Source organism: Neisseria sp. 27098_8_158 (assembly GCF_041433145.1).
Classification (GTDB): Bacteria; Pseudomonadota; Gammaproteobacteria; order Burkholderiales; family Neisseriaceae; genus Neisseria; species Neisseria subflava_E.
In genome coordinates, this window is record NZ_JAPWAZ010000002.1 from 19,184 (window position 1) to 38,248 (window position 19,065).

Annotated in this window: 22 protein-coding genes and 1 other RNA gene; 15 read left to right on the top strand and 8 right to left on the bottom strand. The window is 51.3% G+C overall.

Features of this window, described 5'->3' with window-relative positions; genetic code table 11:
* Positions 1–13: 13 nt before the first annotated feature.
* On the bottom strand, positions 14–661 hold the full coding sequence (locus O3681_RS05560; protein WP_371459493.1) for a pyrimidine 5'-nucleotidase: 648 nt from the start codon (positions 659–661) through the stop codon (positions 14–16).
* Between the two features lie 64 nt (positions 662–725).
* On the opposite strand from O3681_RS05560, the gene O3681_RS05565 reads away from it, so the two are divergent.
* The 5 genes from O3681_RS05565 to O3681_RS05585 all read left to right on the top strand — a co-directional run bounded on the left by O3681_RS05565 (position 726) and on the right by O3681_RS05585 (position 5,149).
* The gene (locus O3681_RS05565; RefSeq protein ID WP_070587829.1) at positions 726–1,727 is read left to right on the top strand and encodes a thiamine ABC transporter substrate-binding protein; all 1,002 of its coding nucleotides are present in this window, start codon (positions 726–728) and stop codon (positions 1,725–1,727) included.
* Positions 1,728–1,838: 111 nt separating this feature from the next.
* A complete protein-coding gene (locus tag O3681_RS05570) occupies positions 1,839–2,684 on the top strand; it encodes a mechanosensitive ion channel family protein (protein ID WP_371459494.1) in 846 nt (281 codons plus the stop codon).
* Positions 2,685–2,760: 76 nt separating this feature from the next.
* The gene (locus tag O3681_RS05575; protein ID WP_371459495.1) at positions 2,761–3,228 is read left to right on the top strand and encodes a CinA family protein; all 468 of its coding nucleotides are present in this window, start codon (positions 2,761–2,763) and stop codon (positions 3,226–3,228) included.
* Between the two features lie 127 nt (positions 3,229–3,355).
* On the top strand, positions 3,356–4,033 hold the full coding sequence (locus O3681_RS05580) for a hypothetical protein (protein ID WP_315114119.1): 678 nt from the start codon (positions 3,356–3,358) through the stop codon (positions 4,031–4,033).
* 30 nt (positions 4,034–4,063) lie between these two features.
* Positions 4,064–5,149, top strand: a complete 1,086-nt coding sequence (locus O3681_RS05585; protein WP_371459496.1) for a hypothetical protein — start codon at positions 4,064–4,066, stop codon at positions 5,147–5,149.
* 72 nt (positions 5,150–5,221) lie between these two features.
* On the opposite strand, the gene efeB is transcribed toward O3681_RS05585, so the two are convergent.
* The 3 genes from efeB to efeU all read right to left on the bottom strand — a co-directional run bounded on the left by efeB (position 5,222) and on the right by efeU (position 8,626).
* Positions 5,222–6,487, bottom strand: coding sequence for an iron uptake transporter deferrochelatase/peroxidase subunit (efeB, locus tag O3681_RS05590; RefSeq protein WP_070631554.1), 1,266 nt, complete (start codon positions 6,485–6,487; stop codon positions 5,222–5,224).
* A gap of 135 nt (positions 6,488–6,622) precedes the next feature.
* On the bottom strand, positions 6,623–7,789 hold the full coding sequence (gene efeO / locus O3681_RS05595; protein ID WP_049333129.1) for an iron uptake system protein EfeO: 1,167 nt from the start codon (positions 7,787–7,789) through the stop codon (positions 6,623–6,625).
* Between the two features lie 12 nt (positions 7,790–7,801).
* Positions 7,802–8,626, bottom strand: a complete 825-nt coding sequence (efeU, locus tag O3681_RS05600; RefSeq protein WP_036492490.1) for an iron uptake transporter permease EfeU — start codon at positions 8,624–8,626, stop codon at positions 7,802–7,804.
* A gap of 395 nt (positions 8,627–9,021) precedes the next feature.
* Here efeU and O3681_RS05605 point away from each other — a divergent pair, with 395 nt between their 5' ends.
* The 3 genes from O3681_RS05605 to O3681_RS05615 all read left to right on the top strand — a co-directional run bounded on the left by O3681_RS05605 (position 9,022) and on the right by O3681_RS05615 (position 11,039).
* Positions 9,022–10,197, top strand: coding sequence for a cytochrome-c peroxidase (locus O3681_RS05605; RefSeq protein ID WP_070765511.1), 1,176 nt, complete (start codon positions 9,022–9,024; stop codon positions 10,195–10,197).
* A 138-nt stretch (positions 10,198–10,335) separates the two neighbouring features.
* Positions 10,336–10,665, top strand: a complete 330-nt coding sequence (locus tag O3681_RS05610; RefSeq protein ID WP_094192864.1) for an FKBP-type peptidyl-prolyl cis-trans isomerase — start codon at positions 10,336–10,338, stop codon at positions 10,663–10,665.
* Between the two features lie 125 nt (positions 10,666–10,790).
* Positions 10,791–11,039 (top strand): BolA family protein, encoded by a 249-nt coding sequence (locus O3681_RS05615; protein WP_003686612.1) that lies wholly within the window; start codon positions 10,791–10,793, stop codon positions 11,037–11,039.
* A gap of 152 nt (positions 11,040–11,191) precedes the next feature.
* Here O3681_RS05615 and O3681_RS05620 read toward each other — a convergent pair whose 3' ends face one another.
* Positions 11,192–11,980, bottom strand: a complete 789-nt coding sequence (locus O3681_RS05620) for a methyltransferase (protein WP_371459497.1) — start codon at positions 11,978–11,980, stop codon at positions 11,192–11,194.
* A 55-nt stretch (positions 11,981–12,035) separates the two neighbouring features.
* Entirely contained in the window at positions 12,036–12,782 is a 747-nt protein-coding gene (gene bioH / locus O3681_RS05625) for a pimeloyl-ACP methyl ester esterase BioH (protein ID WP_371459498.1), read from the bottom strand.
* On the opposite strand from bioH, the gene O3681_RS05630 reads away from it, so the two are divergent.
* From O3681_RS05630 to rnpB, 7 genes are all read left to right on the top strand, one after another.
* A complete protein-coding gene (locus O3681_RS05630; RefSeq protein WP_371459499.1) occupies positions 12,781–13,497 on the top strand; it encodes a ComF family protein in 717 nt (238 codons plus the stop codon). The genes bioH and O3681_RS05630 overlap by 2 nt on opposite strands.
* A gap of 64 nt (positions 13,498–13,561) precedes the next feature.
* On the top strand, positions 13,562–14,026 hold the full coding sequence (gene trmL / locus O3681_RS05635) for a tRNA (uridine(34)/cytosine(34)/5-carboxymethylaminomethyluridine(34)-2'-O)-methyltransferase TrmL (RefSeq protein WP_371459500.1): 465 nt from the start codon (positions 13,562–13,564) through the stop codon (positions 14,024–14,026).
* A 48-nt stretch (positions 14,027–14,074) separates the two neighbouring features.
* A complete protein-coding gene (locus O3681_RS05640) occupies positions 14,075–14,794 on the top strand; it encodes a septal ring lytic transglycosylase RlpA family protein (protein WP_371459501.1) in 720 nt (239 codons plus the stop codon).
* 98 nt (positions 14,795–14,892) lie between these two features.
* Positions 14,893–15,477 (top strand): Holliday junction branch migration protein RuvA, encoded by a 585-nt coding sequence (gene ruvA, locus O3681_RS05645; protein WP_070646431.1) that lies wholly within the window; start codon positions 14,893–14,895, stop codon positions 15,475–15,477.
* A gap of 13 nt (positions 15,478–15,490) precedes the next feature.
* The gene (locus tag O3681_RS05650) at positions 15,491–15,724 is read left to right on the top strand and encodes a methionine-binding protein (protein ID WP_371459502.1); all 234 of its coding nucleotides are present in this window, start codon (positions 15,491–15,493) and stop codon (positions 15,722–15,724) included.
* Between the two features lie 54 nt (positions 15,725–15,778).
* On the top strand, positions 15,779–16,489 hold the full coding sequence (locus tag O3681_RS05655) for a hypothetical protein (protein ID WP_107848562.1): 711 nt from the start codon (positions 15,779–15,781) through the stop codon (positions 16,487–16,489).
* A 53-nt stretch (positions 16,490–16,542) separates the two neighbouring features.
* Positions 16,543–16,904, top strand: an RNA gene (gene rnpB, locus O3681_RS05660) — RNase P RNA component class A.
* 106 nt (positions 16,905–17,010) lie between these two features.
* Here the strand turns inward: rnpB and O3681_RS05665 are convergent.
* Both O3681_RS05665 and O3681_RS05670 read right to left on the bottom strand, forming a co-directional pair.
* Complete coding sequence (locus O3681_RS05665) at positions 17,011–18,333, bottom strand: murein transglycosylase A (RefSeq protein WP_371459503.1); 1,323 nt, start codon at positions 18,331–18,333, stop codon at positions 17,011–17,013.
* 90 nt (positions 18,334–18,423) lie between these two features.
* Positions 18,424–19,011, bottom strand: coding sequence for an RDD family protein (locus O3681_RS05670; protein ID WP_371459504.1), 588 nt, complete (start codon positions 19,009–19,011; stop codon positions 18,424–18,426).
* Positions 19,012–19,065: the final 54 nt, after the last annotated feature.

Here is a 19,065-nt window from a genome sequence, read left to right on the forward strand (position 1 = left end):
ATTTTTCAAAACTTCACGGCAGTTTTGTGCAAAATTCAAGCAAGCCCTGCATATCTTTCGCTATGCCGTCGGCAAATGGCAACGGATGGGCTTTTTCGCCGTACCAAACGGTCTTCATGCCCAAGGCTTTGGCTTGGTGCAGATTGTCGGCGCTGTCGTCCACCATAATGCACTGTTCGGGTTTGACGCCCAACAGGCGGCAGACGTTGAGATAGGCTTGCTGATTGGGTTTGTAGAGCAGACCGAAGTCGTCCGTGCCGAACAAGCCGTCAAAATGCGCTTCCAAGCCCAATGCCTCAACCAATGCGCGGACATAAAACGAAGGCCCGTTGGAAAATACGGCTTTTCGCCCTTTCAGACGGCCTAAAACGTCATCAGTTCCATCCATACCCTCCACCTTTGCCAAAATTTGCTTAAGGGGGTGACTTTCACGCAAAAATTCATCGATATCGACTTCGGGATGATGAATTTGCAAACCGGCAAGCGTCGCGCCGTATCGGTGCCAATAATCTTGGCGCAGGTGGGAGGCGGCTTCTTCGGAAAGTTTCAGACGGCCTGCCATGTATTCGGTCATGGCGCGGTTGATGATGTAGAAAATGCCGGCTTCGGCATTGTGCAAAGTGTTGTCGAGGTCAAACAGCCAAATGGGGGAATGATTCATATCGTGCCTTGATATGCAGATTTTGTTATGATATTTCGTATTTTACCCGCACAAAGGAAAGAGAATGAAACTGAAATTGTCCGCCCTAGCCCTGTTGCTGGCTTCGGCAAACCTATACGCCCAAACCGAAGTGCGTTTGGCCGTGCACAAATCCTTCAGCCTGCCCCAATCCGTCATCGCACAATTTGAAAAAGCCAACGATGCCAAAGTGTCCGTCATCAAGGCAGGCAGCGGCAACGAAATGCTCAACAAGCTGATTTTGAGCAAGGCCAACCCGATTGCCGATGCGGTTTACGGTTTGGACAACGCCAACATCGGCAAAGCCAAAGCCGCCGGCATCCTCGCCGCCAGCCAACCCAAATCCGCGCCCGTAACCGCTTCCCTGCCCGATGCGCTGGCCGTCGATTACGCCTATGTCGCCATCAACTACGACAAAAAATGGTTTGAACAGAAAAAACTGCCCCTGCCGCAAACCCTGCAAGACCTGACCAAACCGGAATATAAAAACCTTCTGGTGACTCCGTCTCCCGCCACATCCTCGCCTGGCCTCTCCTTCCTCTTGGCCAACATCGGCGGCATGGGTGAAGAAGGCGCGTTCAAATGGTGGGCGCAAATGCGCCAAAACGGCGTGAAAGTCGCCAAAGGTTGGAGCGAAGCCTACTACACCGACTTTACCCAAAACGGCGGCGCCTATCCCCTCGTGGTCAGCTATGCCACCAGCCCGGCGGCCGAAGTCCACTACTCCAAAGGCAAATACAGCACCCCGCCCACCGGCAACCTCTTCCTCAAAGGCGGCACATTCCGCCAAGTTGAAGGCGCGGCCGTTTTGAAAGGCGCAAAACAACCCGAACTGGCGGCCAAACTGGTGAGCTGGCTGCAAAGCGGTGAAGTGCAAAAAGCCCTGCCTGCCGAAATGTGGGTCTATCCAGCAGTCAAAAACACGCCGCTGCCCAAAGTATTCGAGTTTGCCCAAACCCCGAAACACAGCGATTCCCCCAACCGCGCCGACATCAACACCAAACAAAAACAATGGGTGAGCCGTTGGAGCAAAACCGTTTTACGTTAAACCGAAAAACTTAAAAACACATCAAGGCCGTCTGAAAAAACAAATCATTAGTTTTTCAGACGGCCTTGTTTTACAATGACCTTTTAAACAACTTCACACGCACACACAATTATGAATTTCGATCTTCAAGTCCTCTCCTCCTTCTCCGGCTGGGAACAACTCGCCCAAACCGGCATGTCTTTCGGCATGAACCTGCTGGCCGCCTTGGCCATCTTCTTTATCGGCCGCTGGATCGCCACGCGCTTAGTAACACTGATGAAAGCCGCGCTGACACGCGCCAAAGTCGATAAAACGCTGGTCAGCTTCCTCGGCAACGTCGCCAATATCGGCCTGCTGATCCTCGTCATCATCGCCGCACTGGGCAAACTCGGCATCCCGACCACTTCCGTTACTGCCTTGATCGGTGGCGCAGGCTTGGCCGTGGCTTTGTCTTTGAAAGACCAACTGTCCAACTTCGCCGCCGGCGCGCTGATTATCCTGTTCCGCCCATTTAAAGTCGGCGACTTTATCCGCGTCAACGGCTTTGAAGGCATCGTCCGCGAAATCAAAATGGTACAGACCTCTTTAAGCACACCTGACAACGAAGAAGTCGTCCTGCCCAACAGCGTGGTCATGACCAACAGCATCACCAACCGCTCCTCCCTGCCCCTGTGCCGAGCTCAAGTCGTTGTCGGCGTCGATTACGCCTGCGACTTGAAAGCCGCCAAAGCCGCCGTATTGAGAGCGGCAACCGAGCATCCATTATGTGTTCAAACCGAAGAACGACCTGCCGTCGTATACATTACCAACCTTGGCGACAGCGCCATCGAAATCACCCTTTGGGCGTGGACGCAAGAAGAAAATCTCGGCCCGTTCCGATTCGCCCTGAACGAGCAAGTGGTTGAAAACCTGCGTGCCGCCAACATCAACATCCCATTCCCACAATGTGATGTCCACCTCATTCAGCCGAAAGTCTGATTTCAGCTTTCAGGCCGTCTGAAATCCGGCGGGCCAAGCGCCTGCCCGGTTTTACCCTTTTCCCTAAGGAGCCGCCATGTCCCACCTGCAAACCATCGCCGAACACCTGACCAACCGCCGTCAAACCGTTACCTGCGCCGAGTCCTGCACCGGCGGCCTGCTTGCAGGTGAGCTGACTTCCATTCCCGGCAGCTCGCAGTGGTTTCACCAAAGCTTCGTCACATACAGCAACCAAGCCAAACAAGACCGCCTCGGCGTCATGCCCGACACCTTGCTGAAACACGGCGCGGTTAGCCGCGAGACCGTCTATGAAATGGCACGCGGCGCAAAAGCCGTGGCGCAGGCAGATTACGCCTTGAGTATTTCCGGCATCGCCGGTCCTAGCGGCGGCAGCGCGGCCAAACCGGTCGGTACAGTCTGGTTCGGCCTGGCCACGCCCGAAGGCTCGTTTGAGCAAACCGTACTATTCCCAGGCGACCGCGAAGCAGTAAGGGGGCAAGCCGTCGAATACGCATTGGCTTTCTTGGCGGAACATTTGGTTTGATAGAAAAAACTCAGGCCGTCTGAAATCAGGTTTCAGACGGCCTTTCACAAATTAAGATATTTAAAACTTTAATGGTATATACTTAATCATATTTTTTACTATCAACCGAAAATATAAAGGAAAAATAATGAACAAAACAAAAAAATATACACTAGCTTTTTTAGGTTTTTTTGTAACTTTTTTAAGTGCCTGTTCCCAATATGGCGATCCATATAAAGACGTACCGAAAGAAATTAATGGACATCCTGTATACGAGGTGCCGTTCGAACAGCCTTTGATTATCGACCCGAAGAAGGAGCAGGTGTTTTATTTCAAATTGAAAAAAAAGCCAAAAGCCCTCGAAACGAACTATGCGGTCTATATTATGGCAATGTTTCCATTTGAAGATAAAAAATATTACGATATTGAAAAGGGAGTGGATATGAATGATTATTTAATTGAAAATAAATTGCTAAATTTTGAAACTTCTCTAACTCATTTAGATAAAAACCAGAAAGAAACTCAAATAAGTCTGAGTAATAATTTTATTCATTATGCTGAATTACCAAAAATTAATAATGATTATATGAATGCCGTTAGATTCAAGAATAACCAAACTCAATTTGTTGCTGATGAAAATACTGCGCTCTCATCTCGCACATTTAATGGAGAAGAATTCAGTATCCGAAAAAATGCAATGGCTTGGTTTCTGATACAGGAAAAAGGAGGTTATTACAGACTTAAAATCAGACCGCTGCAAAAATTCCCTAATTATCCAAAGCTCCGTCTGTCTGTGTCCGTCAATACCCAACCGTATCATAAATAATTTAATTCTGAAATTCTGATCAAAGGAAAAATGATGAACAATCAAAAGAAATACACCCTGACAATTTATGTGGCAGGCGCAGGTACACCTCTGTTGAAAAACGGAAAACCTTGGATGGAGAATGGCAAGCAACTAACCTCTGATCCAGGTCATGTTTTCTACGGTATTAGCGAAGATGGTGGTCAAACAATCAAGGCCTACGGTTTTGCACCACCACACGGTTCTGAAAAGTTTAGCTGGACTTCTCCTGACAAGCCAGGCGAGGTTCAAAAAGATGAACATAAAGTTTATAGCAAGCAAGTATATCGAAAAACGGTAGCTATTACAGAAGCGCAGTATAAAACCTTAGAAAATTTTGGAAAAAATCCAAAAAAATATAGTTTTAATTCAGATATCTACAACTGGAACAGCCGAAGCTGCATCGATTTCGTCTATGCCGCATTAAATGCCAGCAACGTTTATTCCACTCACAGCAAAGATTTATACAGGAACGGCCAGAAAATCGGTACGATTAATACTTCCAAAAAAGCGGCAACCAAAGTATTGGGCAATATTCCCGAATTTGAAAAGATCCCGAATACCATTTCCCGTTATCCTGCAGGAAAAAATATCGATGAGTTAATGGAAAATGTACACAAGCTAATGCCTGAGAGAACTTTTACCCAACGATACATTTTAACTGAAAATCAACGCGAACAAGGGCATCAATACGCACAGGTTAGCATCGATGGGGATATTCTAAAAATCAACGATATGCCTAAAACTGCCCAGGCCATCTTCCATCAGTGTAAACAGGCTTTTACTGACTTCTGTGATAAGAAAAATATTGCCTATGATAAAAATGATGTAGATAAAATTGCTATGTCATTAACCTCCGCATACTATGAAAACAATATGCAGGACGTGTCTTTATTCAATATTAACGATAATGGGAAAGTCTCGGTCGGACACAGAGCCCCCGGATTAATAATGGCTTCTGTAGATATGTGGGAAGCGGCTAAGACGCCGGTAGAGGAAAGCCTGAGCCAAATTCAGCAAACGGCACAACGAATTGAATATGAGGAGCAACAAAAACAAATCGTGCAATCCCAATCACGTGGAATGATGCTTTCTTAACTAAAAAGGCCGTCTGAAATCTGGAAATCAGGTTTCAGACGGCCTTTTTATCTATTCAAACCATCGGCGGATTTATACGCCCAAAAGTTCTTTGCCGAGGAAGCTGCCTTTTTCGACACCCGGCAGGACGAAGAAATAGCCGCCGCCAAACGGGCTGATGTATTCCTCCAGCGGCTCGCCGTTAAGCAGGTTTTGCACGAAGATGAAGCCGTCGGCCAGGTTGGCCTGATAGCAGATGAAAATCAGGCCGACGTCGAGCTGGCCGTTGGCGGCGAGGCCGCGCGAGTAGTTGAAGGCGCGGCGGTAGAGCAGGTGTTTTTTCATGAACTCCGGATCGCGCGGATTGGCAAGGCGCATATGGCTGTCTTTGGGCGTGATTTTGCCGTCGGGGTCTTTGGCGAAATCGGCGGTGTCGCCCTCTTTTTTACCGTCCATGGGCGCGCCGCTGTATTTGCGCCGGCCGAAAATATCGGTTTGTTCCTGCATCGGGGTGCGGTCCCAAAACTCGACAAAGTGGCGGATGAGGCGGACGGCCTGATAGCTGCCGTTTTTCGCCCATGCCGGTTCGTCCAAGCTGTTGGCGGCAACGCCCGTCCACAGGACTTGATCGGCGACTTTGGGATCTTCGACTTTGGGATTGCCTGAGCCGTCGCGGAAACCTAAAAGATTGCGCGCGGCAATGGCGCCGGGTTCGGCTTTAGGGAGCCAACCGTCTATGCTCCAACGGATCACGGCAAACTGGGCGGTGTTTTTGATGATATCGCGCAGGGCGGCTTGGCAGGTTTCGGGGGAGAATGCGCAAATTTGCAGGCTGAGGTCGCCGTCGCACCAAGATTTTTGGAGTTTGTCGTTGGGGAAGTCGCGCATTTCCTGCAGGTGTTTCGGCTTTTTGTCTTTGAGGCCGAAGCGGTCGTCAAAGAGGCTGCTGCCGACGCCGACGGTAACCGTCAATCCGTCGGGGCGGAATTGTTTGCCGAGGATGCCGCTGCCCGCAGGCGGGAGCTTGTCGTCGCCGTCTTGGTATTCGCCGCCTTGGGTGAGGAATTCGATGCGGGCGGTCAGGGCGCGGAACAGGTTTTCAAGTTGTTTGGCGTCTTTGGCGGTAACGTCAAAGGCACACATGATGCCGAAGAGCTGGTGTGGCGTGACGATACCTGCCTGATGCTCGCCATAACACGGATAGGCCAGCTCGGAATGTTGGTTGTTTTGGGTCTCGGCGGCGGCTTCGCCTTGTTTTTTACCGGCAAAATAACCGGCAACGCCGATGGCACCGGCGGCAAGGGCAGTTTTGAAAAGGGTTCGTTTTTCGGGTTGTGCCGGTTGTTTGTTTTGGCTCATGGTCTGCTCCTTGGCAGGGAACGGAAAGATTGCAATCGTGTGAAGTAAGGTTGGTTTTCAAGCATATTTTGTGTGGGCGACAATAAGATTCAGACGGCCTTTCAATATCCAAAGGCCGTCTGAAAACGCGTCATCTTATTTCAAACCCAAAATGCCGCGCAGTTTGGCCAAGTCTTCTGCCAAGGCATTAATCGGCGCCTGCAGGGCTTTGCGGTCTTCTTCGCTCAGTTTGTCGTACAGCTCGAAGCCGTCTTGTTTTTTGTATTTCGCCAAAATGTCTTCAACCTGTTTGAAGTTGGCATCGGTTTTTTCCAACAACGCTTTGTCTTTGGCTTCGATCAGCGGACGGAACAAATCAACGATTTTTTTGGAGCCTTCCACATTGGCTTGGAAGTCGCTCAAGTCGGTATGGCTGTAACGGTCTTCTTCGCCGCTGATTTTGCTGCCGGCCACTTCTTCAATCAGTTCGGACGCGCCGCCGACCACCTTACCCGGAGGGAATGCCAATGCGTCGATTTCTTTTTGCAGTGCTTCGACATCGGTCATCAGTTTGGCTGCAATTTCCTTCACGCCGGATACGTCTTTTTCTACCCAAAGGGCGTGTTCGATACGGTGGAAGCCGGTAAATCCGGCATCTTTCGCACCGTCTTTGAAGTCGTCTTCACGCGCATCGATGACGGGGTCGAGTTCGCTGAAAAGCTCGGCAATCGGTTCGATACGTTCGTAATGGACGCGGGTGGCGGCAAACAGGGATTTGGCCTTTTCAATGTCGCCGGCTTTAACGGCTTCGGTAAAGGTTTTGGTTTTCGCCACCAGCTCTTTAACCTCGCCTTGAACGTAAGCTTTATAGTCGGCGAGCGGTTGGGACAGTTTTTCCAAATCCGCTTCGTTGGCAGTGTCTTTGAAGCCGCTGTCGGTAACAATCAGCTTACCGCGCGGATTGGTCAACAGGCCGCAAGTCATTTCGTATTCGCCCGGCAGTAGGGTAACGGTCATTTTGTCGGATAAACCCGGGGCGATGTTTTCACGCTCGTCCACCACCATCACGCCTTTCAAGATTTCCCATTCCAGCTTGCGGCCGCTGTCGTTTTTAATGTTGAACACGACTTGGCCGCTGGGGACGGTCAATTCCATTGGTTCACAAGCAGTATCGTTCACGCCGATATTGACCGAACCGTCGGCATTAGCGGCAGCGGATGCGCCTGAAGCGGCAGGCGCGGCTTTTTCGGCTTCAGGCGGCTGACACGCGGTCAAACCCAGAGCCAACATTACGGACAAAGCAGTCAGATTGAATTTTTTCATTTTCATTCCTTTTTATTTAGTTAACGTTTTTGCTGGCGCACTGCCGCGCAAAAACCAAATCATGACGGGAACCAGATACAGCAGCCAAATCAGGACTTCGCCTTCGGTTGGGTGGTCGGTATAGCCGAAGAAACCGCCGAGCAGCACGCCTAAAGGGCTGTCTTCATGCAAATATTTCGATGTGTCGAAAGCAATATCCTGCATCACATTCCATACGCCGGCCTCATGCAGCGCGCGAAACGAACCGGCCAGCAGACCGGCCGCCACCACAATCAAAAACGCGCCCGTCCAACGGAAAAACTTCGCCAAGTTCAGGCGCATACCGCCCTGATAAATCAGCGTACCGATGACAACCGCCACCAACAGCCCCAATACCGCGCCTATCGGCATAGACCACGTCGGGCTTTGCTGGAACACGGCCAGCAGGAAAAACACACTCTCCAAACCTTCGCGCGCCACAGCCAAAAACGCCATGCCGACCAAGGCCCAACCCTGGCCGCTGCCGCGGTTTAAGGCCGACTGAACAGAATCCTGAAGATGCTGTTTCATCGAACGCGCGGCCTTCTTCATCCACAAAATCATGTACGTCAGCATCGCCACAGCCACCAGGCCGATGGCGCCGACCACCAATTCCTGTTCTTTTTGCGGAATCTCGCCGGTAGCGGAATGAATGCCGTAACCAATACCCAAACACATGACCGAAGCCAAAAACACGCCCAGCCAAACCTTCGGCATCAGCTCGCTGTGTCCCGACTGTTTCAAAAAACTGGCAACAATGCCGACGATCAGGGCGGCTTCGATGCCCTCGCGCAGCATAATCAATAAAGCAATCAGCATAAAAAACTCTAAAGTGAAATGTTCATTTGTTAACGCATTTATAACGCTTTATGCTTAATAACGCAAATTATTTTTATTTTTTAATAACCCCATATTTATTAAGATTTTTTAAAATAAAATAACGGACGTAATCAATAAAAACTAAAAGGCCGTCTGAATAAGGCCGTCTGAATTTTATTTTTTCAGACGGCCTTAATTTATCTAAGCAATTGTAAATAAATAATAAAAAAGTTCCATAGTATAAATTTCCCTATCAGTGATATTTTCAGAATTTATCAAATTTAAAAGGTTGATTTACAACAAAAATTAAAACCGCCTTATCTTTTATAGTTGGCATATTGCTGGTGCAATCAGCAATCCATGACATAACAAACGCATAACAAAGGAACCCTCCTATGCCACGTTTAAAACTCCACCAAATCGCTTTGGCTTTGGCCGTTTCTGCCGCGCTGACCGCCTGCGGCGAGAAAACGGCTCAAACAACCGAAACCCCTCAAGCGGCTTCTGCCGCGAGCACTGCCGATGCTGTCGCAAGCACCGCCGCCGTTTCAGCCCCTCAAAATTCCGCCGATGTTTCTGCCGAAGACAAAGCCCTGTTGGAACGCGCGCAAGCCGTGTTCAAACCTTTGCCTGATGCGGCCGAAATGCAAAAAATCCGTCCGTTTACCGAAGAGCAGGTCAAACTCGGCCAACAACTTTGGTACGAAACCCGCCTGTCCAAAGGTAACACTGTCAGCTGTAACTCCTGCCACAACTTGGCAACGGCCGGCGTGGACAACATGCCGACCAGCGCGGGCCACAAAAGCCAATTCGGCGCCCGTAACCCCCCGACTGCCCTGAATGCCGCCTTGTTGGGCAGCCAATTCTGGGATGGCCGTGCCGCCGATGTGGAAGAACAAGCCGGCGGCCCATTGCTCAACCCGGTTGAAATGGCCAACGCGACCGAAGCCGATGCCGCCGCCAAAATCGCCGGCATTCCCGAATACCAAGAGAAATTCAAAGCCGCATTCCCTGAAGACGGCGCGGTTTCCTTCAAAAACATCACCGCCGCATTGGGCGCATTTGAACGCACCCTGCTGACCCCGACCCGTTGGGACGACTACCTCAAAGGCAACGTATCGGCCCTGAGCGAACAAGAACGCAAAGGCGTACGCGCATTTATGGACAACGGCTGTATGTCCTGCCACAGTGGTGTCAACTTGGGCGGTACCATGTTCCAAAAATTCGGTTTGGTGGACGGTCCTTACTGGAAACACATCGACGATCCTAAACACGACAAAGGCCGTGCGGACGTAACCAAAAAAGCCGAAGACGAATTCTTCTTCCGCGTTCCCGGCTTGAGAAACGTTGAGCGCACCTACCCATACTTCCACAACGGCAGCGTTTGGGAACTGGATAAAGCCGTCAACATCATGGCGAAAGCGCAATTGGGTAAAACCCTGGCTCCGGAAGACACTGAAAACATCGTTGCCTTCTTGAAAGCCCTCTCCGGCAATGTTCCGGAGTCTGCCCGAACCATGCCTGAGCTGCCCATCTCCCACGATGTCAAATCCCAACCTGACAACAAATAAGGGTTAGCATAAAACAAGGCCGTCTGAAAATCCGTTTCAGACGGCCTTTTTGTTGCCGGCCATATGGGCGCCTTTGTTTCACGATTCCACACAATATGGTAATCTTGAGCCGATTTTCACCATACATCCGAAAGGAACATCATGAGCCTGATTATTGAAGACTTGCAAGAAGGCCACGGCAAAGAAGCCGTCAAAGGCAAAGAAATCACCGTACATTACACCGGCTGGTTGGAAGACGGTACCAAATTCGACTCCAGCCTCGACCGCCGTCAACCGCTGACCATCACCCTGGGCGTCGGCCAAGTGATTAAAGGTTGGGACGAAGGCTTCGGCGGCATGAAAGAAGGCGGCAAACGCAAGCTGACCATTCCTTCCGAAATGGGCTACGGCGCACACGGTGCCGGCGGCGTGATTCCTCCGCACGCGACTTTGATTTTTGAAGTCGAGCTGCTGAAAGTGTACGAATAAGCATTTGACGCTTCCAAAGGTCGAGGCCGTCTGAAACCCGAAGTTTGGTTTTTCAGACGGCCTGTTTTTATCAAGATTCGGTATAATGCCTGTTTTACAAACAAACCATTTCCCAAGGAACCCTCATGCTTTTACCCGAACAAGTCAAAACCCTGATTGAAGGCGTTACCCCTTGCGAACACGTCGAAGTCGAAGGCGACGGCCATCACTTCTTCGCCGTAATCGTTTCCTCCTCATTTGAAGGCAAAGCCCGCCTCGCCCGCCACCGCCTGATTAAAGACGGCCTCAAGCCGCAACTCGAAAGCAACGAATTGCACGCGCTGTCTATTTCCGTTGCCGCCACTCCGGCCGAATGGGCGGCCAAACAGGCTTAATTTGGAATCAAACAAAAAGCCGTCTGAAAACTTTTCAGACGGCCTTTTTCATACATATTAATCAGCGCAGGCAATCGATACAAACGCCAAACCGCATTCGACAACACACAATCGCGGCGTAAACCCTACCGGAAACAGCAACCAAACTAGCCCTACCGTTTCGGGAAAAACTGCACCACATTCTCCCCTTGAGGCAACACCAATTTCTTCACGGCATGGCCGTACACGGTTTCAAGCGTGATGTTCAGACGGCCTTCGTTGGCAAAAATCTTATCCACACATTCCTTGGCCGCTTGCGGATTGCTGAACTTCAACGCGTTCCATAATCCCAAGGTTTCCATGTCCTGCCAAAACGTCCCGGCTTTTTTATAGCTCAGCTCAAGCTTGGCCGTATCGGTTACCGGATCGTAAAAGCCGTTGTCGGCGAGCATATCGCCCAAATCGTGCATATCAATCAACGTGGGCGCTTCGCATTCGATGCCTTCATGGTTCAGACGGCCTGTCAGCTCGGTCAGGCTGTCGCGGCCAAAGTGTGTGAAAAACAATAATCCGTCGGTTTTCAAAGCAGCGGCCCAGTTTTTCAATACCGGCAAAATATCATCGGCGCGGCTGAGGCTGAGGTTGGCCCACAACATATCGGCGGATGCTTCGGGCAACGGCGCGGTCAGGGCTTGGCAATGCTGCGGGATGGTTTTGCCGGTCAGCTTCTGCCAGAAACCACCTTTGCGCGTGGCGGCGGCGGTTTTCAAAAAATCGGCATTCGGATCGTATTCTTCAAACACGGCGTCGGGATAACGCGCGGCCAGCAGGCTGCGGCTGATGTCGGCATCGGCACCAATCAGCATGATGCGTTTGGGTGCATTGCGGACCAGTTGCAGGCGCTCGTCGGTGTCTTGGGCGAGATGGCGGTGAATCTGCCAGCGTTTGTCTTGTTCGGTCATGGTGGGTCGTGTCAGCGGGCTTTGCCCGGCAATGTTTTTATGGTTTAAGGCTGTTTCAGACGGCCTTTTCGACAAAATTGCGGTAGATTTCGGCAAATTCGTCGGCATGGCTTAAAAAGGGCGCGTGTGCGGCTTTGTCGATAAGGATCAGCTCGCTGTCGCTCAAATGGCGGTGCAAATATTCGCCCATGCGCGGCGGCGTGATCGCGTCTTTCTGTCCAAACACCAGCAATGACGGCGTTTGAATAAGCGGCAACAACGGACGCGCGTCGGCATGGTTGACGGCTTCAAGCGCGGCCTGTAAGGCAGAAGGCGTGCCGCAGCACGCCAAATCGGGCAATACCCGGTTTAAGATTTCGCCTGAATGCGGCGTGTGCAGCAGTTGCAGTTGTAGAAACTGTTTAATATGTTTGGCATAATCCTGCTGGAATGCGCCGACCATCTTGCCCAAGGCGGGTTGCGCCAAGCCTTCGGGATAATCCGTGTCGGCAGTCAATCGGGCAAAACTTGCCGTCAGGCAGAGCGATTGGATTTTGTCGGGATAAAGCGCGGTCAGATACAGGGCAACCAGTCCGCCCAGCGACCAGCCGAGAATGTGTGCCGGCGTGTCGATTTGTCCGGCGAAGGCTTCGGCAACGGCGGCAATATCAAACGGTTCGGCAAAAGGCGCATCGCCGTGTCCGGGCAAATCAAGCGCGCGGACATCCCAATCGGCAGGCAGGCGCGGTATCAAATCGTCGAATACATGGCGGTTCGCCGCCCAACCGTGTATCAGATAAACTTTTTTGGCGGAGTGTGGCATGAATGTTCTTTCTTGGTGGCGCAGCTTGAAACAGCTCAATGCGCGACGTTGCGTATTATGCCACGATTCCGTTTCAGACGGCCTTTGCCGAGGCTGCGCAAACGATTTGACGGAATATTTTATCGACGCGGCACAAAGCTGCCCTTTGTGTTTCCGCCATGTCGCGGGCGGGACAGTGTGCGGCAGTTGTCAGAAAAAGCCGCCCGCATTTGATAGAATGTGGGCCTCGCTGTATTACGAACCACCCGTCAGCAGCATGATACGCGAACTGAAACACTTAGCGGATTTGGGCATGAGCCGTCCGTTGGCGGATTTGATGAACCAAAACGCACCGGACTGGCTGACGACGGAACACTTCGATTTCGTCCTGCCCATGCCTTTGAGCAAAGAGCGGCGGCTCAAGCGCGGATTCAACCAAAGCGAGGTGTTGACGGATATTTTGGCAAAACGCTACGGCTGGACGCTGCTGCCGCGCCACGCGGTTTTCAGACGGCATGGCGAGCCGCAAAGTACGCTGAAAAGCGACGAACGTCGGCGAAATATCAAGAATGCATTTAAAATCAAAGCCGAATTGCCGAAGGCGTGTAATATTCTGTTAATTGATGATGTCTTCACCACCGGCTCGACTTTAAACGAATTGGCGAAAACGCTGAAAAAATCAGGCGCAGGCCGGATTTGTTGTTGGTCTTTGGCACGGCCGCCAATGAAAAAATAGCTTAAAGTTTTTGACACCCATGGAACATTTCGGCATTATGCCACTCTATAAGTGATTGATTTATATGTTTACCATAGTTTTGTACCAACCTGAAATCCCGCCCAATACGGGCAATATCATCCGCCTGTGCGCCAATACCGGTGCCGATTTGCACTTGGTCAAGCCGCTTGGGTTTCCGCTGGATTCGTCCAAAATGAAACGCGCGGGTTTGGATTATCACGAGTTTGCCAAACTGACGGTACATGAGAATTTCGATGATTGCCTCAAGGCCCTTGAAGGCCGCCGTATTTTCGCGCTGACCACCAAAGGCTCTACCCGCCCCGACGAAGTTTCCTTCCGCGAAGGCGACGTGTTGCTGTTTGGTCCCGAAACGCGCGGCCTGCCTGCCGAAATTCTCGACAGCCTGCCTGCCGGACAAAAAATCCGCCTGCCGATGATGCCCGGCAGCAGGAGCATGAATCTTTCCAATACCGTCGCCGTTATTCTGTTTGAAGCATGGCGACAAAACGGTTTTGCCGGCGGCGTATAACAGGCCGTCTGAAACCGCTGCGTTATCAACTCAAGAACGGAACCCGTTTTGACTTTTACCAAAAAAACCCTCCTTTCCTTAGCCGCCGCCACCATCGGCGTCCTTTCCATCAATGCCGCCGTTGCCGACAGCGTAGTCCGAGTCGAAAAACTGCATCCTTCTGCCAACCGCAGTTACAAAGTTGCCGGCAAACGCTACACGCCGCTGACCCAAGTTTCCTCTTTCAGCCAAACCGGCAAAGCCTCATGGTACGGCAACCAATTCCACGGCCGTAAAACTTCCAGCGGCGAGCGTTACAATATGAACTCCCTCTCCGCCGCCCACAAAACCCTCCCTATTCCCAGCTACGCACGTGTGACCAATATGCAAAACGGCAAAAGCGTCATCGTCCGTGTCAACGACCGCGGTCCTTTCCACGGCAACCGCGTCATCGATGTTTCCCGCGCCGCCGCCCAACAATTGGGTTTCATCAACCAAGGCACGGCCAATGTCAAAGTTGAGCAAATCATCCCCGGCCAAACCGCCGCTCAAACCATTGTTTCCCCAAACAACAAAGAATTTTTTGTTGATTTGAAATCCTTCGGTACCCAACGCGAAGCACAAGCTTATTTGAACCAAGCCGCACAAAGCCTGCCGTCAGACAGCAAAGTCATGCTGGAAAAACGCAACTACGAATACGTTGTCAAAATGGGGCCGTTCAGCAGCCAAGAACGTGCCGCCGAAGCAGGCGAACGCGCCCGTCATCTGAATCTGGTGTCCGCCATCTGATTTCGTCCGCGTTAGCGCTGAAGTTTGATACAATACAAGGCCGTCTGAAACCCGATTGTAAGGTTTCAGACGGCCTTTTTTAATCACAGGGGAACACCATGATCAGCAGGCTCACAGGAAAATTGATTGAGAAAAATCCGCCGCAGGTCGTTATCGACGTCAACGGCGTCGGTTATGAAGCCGATGTTTCCATGCAGACTTTCTACAACCTGCCCCCCGTTGGCGAAACCGTCCATCTCTACACCCAGCTTGTCGTCCGCGAAGACGCGCATTTGCTGTTTGGTTTCGCCTCAGCCGAGGAACGCGCCACCTTCCGTCAACTGGTCAAAGTCAGCGGCATCGGTGCCAAAACTGCATTGGGTATTTTATCGGCCATGAATGCCGACGAGCTGGCGCAAGCCATCGCCGAAGAAGACGTGAAACGCCTCTCCTCCGCCCCCGGCATCGGCAAGAAAACCGCCGAACGCATGGTGTTGGAACTACGCGGCAAACTCGTATCCCATACCGTTTCAGACGGCCTGTTTGCCCCTGATGCCGTTGCCGACGAAAGCCAAGACATCATCAACACCCTGCTTGCCCTTGGCTACAATGAACGCGAAGCCAAAGCCGCCACCAAAGGCATTCCCAAAGGCACGGAAGTCGGCGAAGGCGTACGCCTGGCCTTGAAAAACCTGCTCAAATAAGGCCGTCTGAAACATGAAGGCATTGGCCCTGAGCATCTCCCTCTTTCTAAGTGCGTGCGTCTATACTGAGACTCCGTATGGGCGCGCCGCCGTCTTAGACCTGCCCGTCCACTCGCAAACCACTGTCAACAAAACCGTGACCATCAACGCCCCGCCCGGGACGACCGTCATCTATCAAGACAGTGAACCCGTCCGCAATTACCCGGCCTATCCCGTTTATCCCCGCCGGGTTTATCGTTATCGATAAACAATGCTGACCGTTTGAAACCATAGGTTCAGACGGCCTGTTGAGAGACCAACCATGAAATACATCCTTCCCCTGCTTTTACTCCTGAGCGCCTGCACACCGGACACCAAGACCACCACGGATGCCGCATCCGCCCCCAAAACACACGGCTTCGCACACCGCCTGACCGAAGGTGAAAAACTGCTGACCCAAGCCCTCATCAAACAAGACCTCGCCGCCTACTTCAAACACGAAACCGGCGGCGCATTTGCCGAACAAGCCCCCTTATTCTCGGCCCAGCAACTTGCCGAACAGAAAAACATCCCTAAAAACGATGCCATCGGCGTTTACGGCAAAATCATCAAAACCCAAGGCCGCACCGCCTGGCTGCAAACCGACAAGCAAACCCTCAAACTCGATTTGGCCGAACCGCTGCAAGAAGCTCAAGGCGAAGTTACCCTTGTCTGCCAACACGAAAACACCGCATTCCAAGACTGCCAAACAGAAGAAAACTTCGCCCGACGCTTTACCGAACAAATTTTCTCGGCGGTCGAGTCCGGACGCGTATCTGCCCAAACAGACGCACCGGCCGAAGAAATCATGGCCGGCCGCCTCATCCCATTTTTAAGTGCCGCCAGCGACTTTACCGGCAACTTCAAAGCCTGCGCCACCACCATGACCGAATACTGCACCAGCCGCCTGGCACGCGAAATGCCCGAATCCGCAGTCCGCAAAAAAGCACAGGAATTGGGTTTGACCGAAATAGCATTTAAAAAGAAAAAATAAATATTTAGGCCGTCTGAACCCTATGGCAGCTGTGTTATAATCCGCACCTCATACAGGTCGGACAGACAGTCGCCGCGTATCGCGTAAGGCATACGGGGAGGAAAGTCCGGGCTCCATAGAGCAGAATGCCGGCTAACGGCCGGGCGCGGCAACGCGACGGAAAGTGGAACAGAAAGCAATACCGCCGATGATTGCCTTCGGGCAAAACAGGTAAGGGTGAAAAGGTGCGGTAAGAGCGCACCGTGCATTTGGTAACAAAGCGCAGCAGGCTAAACCCCATTCGGAGCAAGACCAAACAGAACGCGATGACGCTGCTCGCCGAGCGTTCGGGTAGGTTGCTTGAGCACACCAGCAATGATGTGCCTAGAGGAATGACTGTCCGCGACAGAACCCGGCTTACCGTCCGAGCTGTATGTCCCCATACCGCGGCAGGTTTTTAAAACCTGCCGCATTTTTATAGAAATAAAAAGGCCGTCTAAAACCTCAATCTTGGTTTCAGACGGCCTTTTTTAAACCGCTGTTTATGGACGGTATTCCGGTTTCATGCCGTTGGGCAGAAGCTGCCATACATAGCCGGTGGTTTTCATTTTGCCGGCCACTTCGCCTGCTTCGTCGCCATAACCCCAGAAATAATCCACACGGACCGCGCCTTTAATCGCGCTGCCGGTATCTTGCGCCATAATCAAGCGGTTGAGGGCTTTTTTGGTGATCGGATGGGCAGTGGCGACAAATAATGGTGCGCCAAGCGTGATGTAGTGGCGGTCGATGGCACCGGCGTATTCGCCCATCAACGGCGTACCCAATGCGCCCACCGGGCCGGAATCACTGCTGCCGGTCAGCTCGCGGAAGAAGACGTAGCTTGGGTTTTGTCCCAAAACTTCGGCAAGGCGGCCGGGGTTTTGCTTCATATAGGCCTTGATGCCCTGCATGCTGGTCTGACCCAGCGGCAGATAGCCTTTGTCCGCCATATAGCGGCCGATGGAAACATACGGATGCTCGTTTTTATCGGCAAATCCGACACGGATGTATTTGCCGGACGGCGTTTTCAGACGGCCTGAACCTTGAATGTGCATAAAGAAAAGTTCAACCGGATCATCTGCATAACCCAAAATCGGCGCTTTGCCGTTAAGTGCGCCGCCGTTGATTTGGCTGCGGGTGTGGTAAGGAACAAAACGGCTGCCTTCAAAACGGCCTTTCAGCGCAGTGCTGCGTGCTGTAATCGGGAATCTGGACAAGTCGGCCGTGTATGTGCCGCTGTTGTCGATGACGCCGCTGTTTGGGCCGGTTTGGCGGATGCGGACGGTGGCTTTGCTGCCTCTCAAGTTTGCAGCCAGCGGAACGGAAACAAAATCGTTCGGAATGCCGTAAATAGGGAAACGGGATTGGCTTGTGGGCTTGTCGTCGCCGTGCAGGACCGGTTCGTAATAGCCGGTAATGGTGCCGGCAGGATTGCCGCCGTTATCGACGCGCCATGCGGTGAAATAGCGCTCGAAAAAGTGCTTGGCTTGGAAATGGTGCACCGGCGTCTGCATGGCTTGGATACAAACGTCCTGCCAACCTTGGCGGTTTTTGAGTTTTTCACAGCCTAAGCGGAAAGACTGCAGGCTTTTGGTAAAGTGTTGGAGGTCCCAGTGCGGCAATTCGTTGTAGGAAACTACGGTGTAGTTTGCTCCTCCCCCGCTCACTGTCGTACCGACGGGATCGGGCGTACCGGTGGGGCGGTCAGGGCCTTTGATAACGCTGGTGTCGGTTTCGGGAAGGTTTTTAATGCTTTTGCTCGGACAGGCGGCAAGAATGGCTGCGGCAATACTGACGAGCGTGATGCGGTACAGATGTTTTTTCATGGAATCAATAGCGTGTCGAAAGGCCGTCTGAAAGCTATTTTTTCAGACGGCCTATGTTGGAAAGTGCTGATTTTAACACAAAAAAGCGATTTATCGGCGCGGCGGCAATTTGACGACAACCGTATCGGCCAGTATATCGTAGAGCGTGCGGCGGTCGCGTTTGACAGAGAAGAGCATGATGAAGTTGATCAGTGTAATCAGTAGTGAATAAATTAAAATGTTTCCTTTTAATACAAAGTATGTAGCAAACACAATGGCAAGTACAATTAAGCCCCATGCAACTTCTCGTACCAATACCGTACCAAGAAAACCCGGATTGCTGCCATTGCTTTTCAATACTCGAATACGCATGATCTTTTTACCCAAGGATTGACCATAGCGGCTCATGTAATAAAGCTGAACAACACCGACAATTAAATATACGATAGAGGTCAATCCTAGCATCTGTGTCATATCGGCCCGCTCGCTGACACTTATTATAAGCTCTTGTGTAAAAGCAATATTTTTCTGCTTGGCAATTGCTGCTGTCTCAGTATATAAAATATAATAATAGGGTAAAAAAATAATTACATTAAATAAATAATTCAACAAATATGCCGCGACCCGTGACCATACTGAAGCAATATGGACATCCACTATTTCTGTTTTAGGCAAATCCGACAAATTGATTTCGCTCATTTAATCTTCCTCTGTGCTATTTAATGAGATGCAATTTCATTGCCATCTTAACCT

Excerpts from the sequence above, each read along its gene's own strand:
- O3681_RS05650 (WP_371459502.1), top strand. The coding sequence starts at position 15,491 with ATGAAGGCATTGGCCCTGAGCATCTCCCTCTTTCTAAGTGCGTGCGTC.
- O3681_RS05560 (WP_371459493.1), bottom strand. The coding sequence starts at position 661 with ATGAATCATTCCCCCATTTGGCTGTTTGACCTCGACAACACTTTGCAC.
- O3681_RS05585 (WP_371459496.1), top strand. The coding sequence starts at position 4,064 with ATGATGAACAATCAAAAGAAATACACCCTGACAATTTATGTGGCAGGC.
- bioH (WP_371459498.1), bottom strand. The coding sequence starts at position 12,782 with ATGCCACACTCCGCCAAAAAAGTTTATCTGATACACGGTTGGGCGGCG.
- O3681_RS05605 (WP_070765511.1), top strand. The coding sequence starts at position 9,022 with ATGCCACGTTTAAAACTCCACCAAATCGCTTTGGCTTTGGCCGTTTCT.
- O3681_RS05575 (WP_371459495.1), top strand. The coding sequence starts at position 2,761 with ATGTCCCACCTGCAAACCATCGCCGAACACCTGACCAACCGCCGTCAA.
- ruvA (WP_070646431.1), top strand. The coding sequence starts at position 14,893 with ATGATCAGCAGGCTCACAGGAAAATTGATTGAGAAAAATCCGCCGCAG.
- O3681_RS05630 (WP_371459499.1), top strand. The coding sequence starts at position 12,781 with ATGAATGTTCTTTCTTGGTGGCGCAGCTTGAAACAGCTCAATGCGCGA.
- efeB (WP_070631554.1), bottom strand. The coding sequence starts at position 6,487 with ATGAGCCAAAACAAACAACCGGCACAACCCGAAAAACGAACCCTTTTC.
- O3681_RS05670 (WP_371459504.1), bottom strand. The coding sequence starts at position 19,011 with ATGAGCGAAATCAATTTGTCGGATTTGCCTAAAACAGAAATAGTGGAT.
- trmL (WP_371459500.1), top strand. The coding sequence starts at position 13,562 with ATGTTTACCATAGTTTTGTACCAACCTGAAATCCCGCCCAATACGGGC.
- efeU (WP_036492490.1), bottom strand. The coding sequence starts at position 8,626 with ATGCTGATTGCTTTATTGATTATGCTGCGCGAGGGCATCGAAGCCGCC.
- O3681_RS05615 (WP_003686612.1), top strand. The coding sequence starts at position 10,791 with ATGCTTTTACCCGAACAAGTCAAAACCCTGATTGAAGGCGTTACCCCT.
- O3681_RS05570 (WP_371459494.1), top strand. The coding sequence starts at position 1,839 with ATGAATTTCGATCTTCAAGTCCTCTCCTCCTTCTCCGGCTGGGAACAA.
- O3681_RS05580 (WP_315114119.1), top strand. The coding sequence starts at position 3,356 with ATGAACAAAACAAAAAAATATACACTAGCTTTTTTAGGTTTTTTTGTA.
- O3681_RS05620 (WP_371459497.1), bottom strand. The coding sequence starts at position 11,980 with ATGACCGAACAAGACAAACGCTGGCAGATTCACCGCCATCTCGCCCAA.
- O3681_RS05565 (WP_070587829.1), top strand. The coding sequence starts at position 726 with ATGAAACTGAAATTGTCCGCCCTAGCCCTGTTGCTGGCTTCGGCAAAC.
- O3681_RS05665 (WP_371459503.1), bottom strand. The coding sequence starts at position 18,333 with ATGAAAAAACATCTGTACCGCATCACGCTCGTCAGTATTGCCGCAGCC.
- O3681_RS05655 (WP_107848562.1), top strand. The coding sequence starts at position 15,779 with ATGAAATACATCCTTCCCCTGCTTTTACTCCTGAGCGCCTGCACACCG.
- efeO (WP_049333129.1), bottom strand. The coding sequence starts at position 7,789 with ATGAAAAAATTCAATCTGACTGCTTTGTCCGTAATGTTGGCTCTGGGT.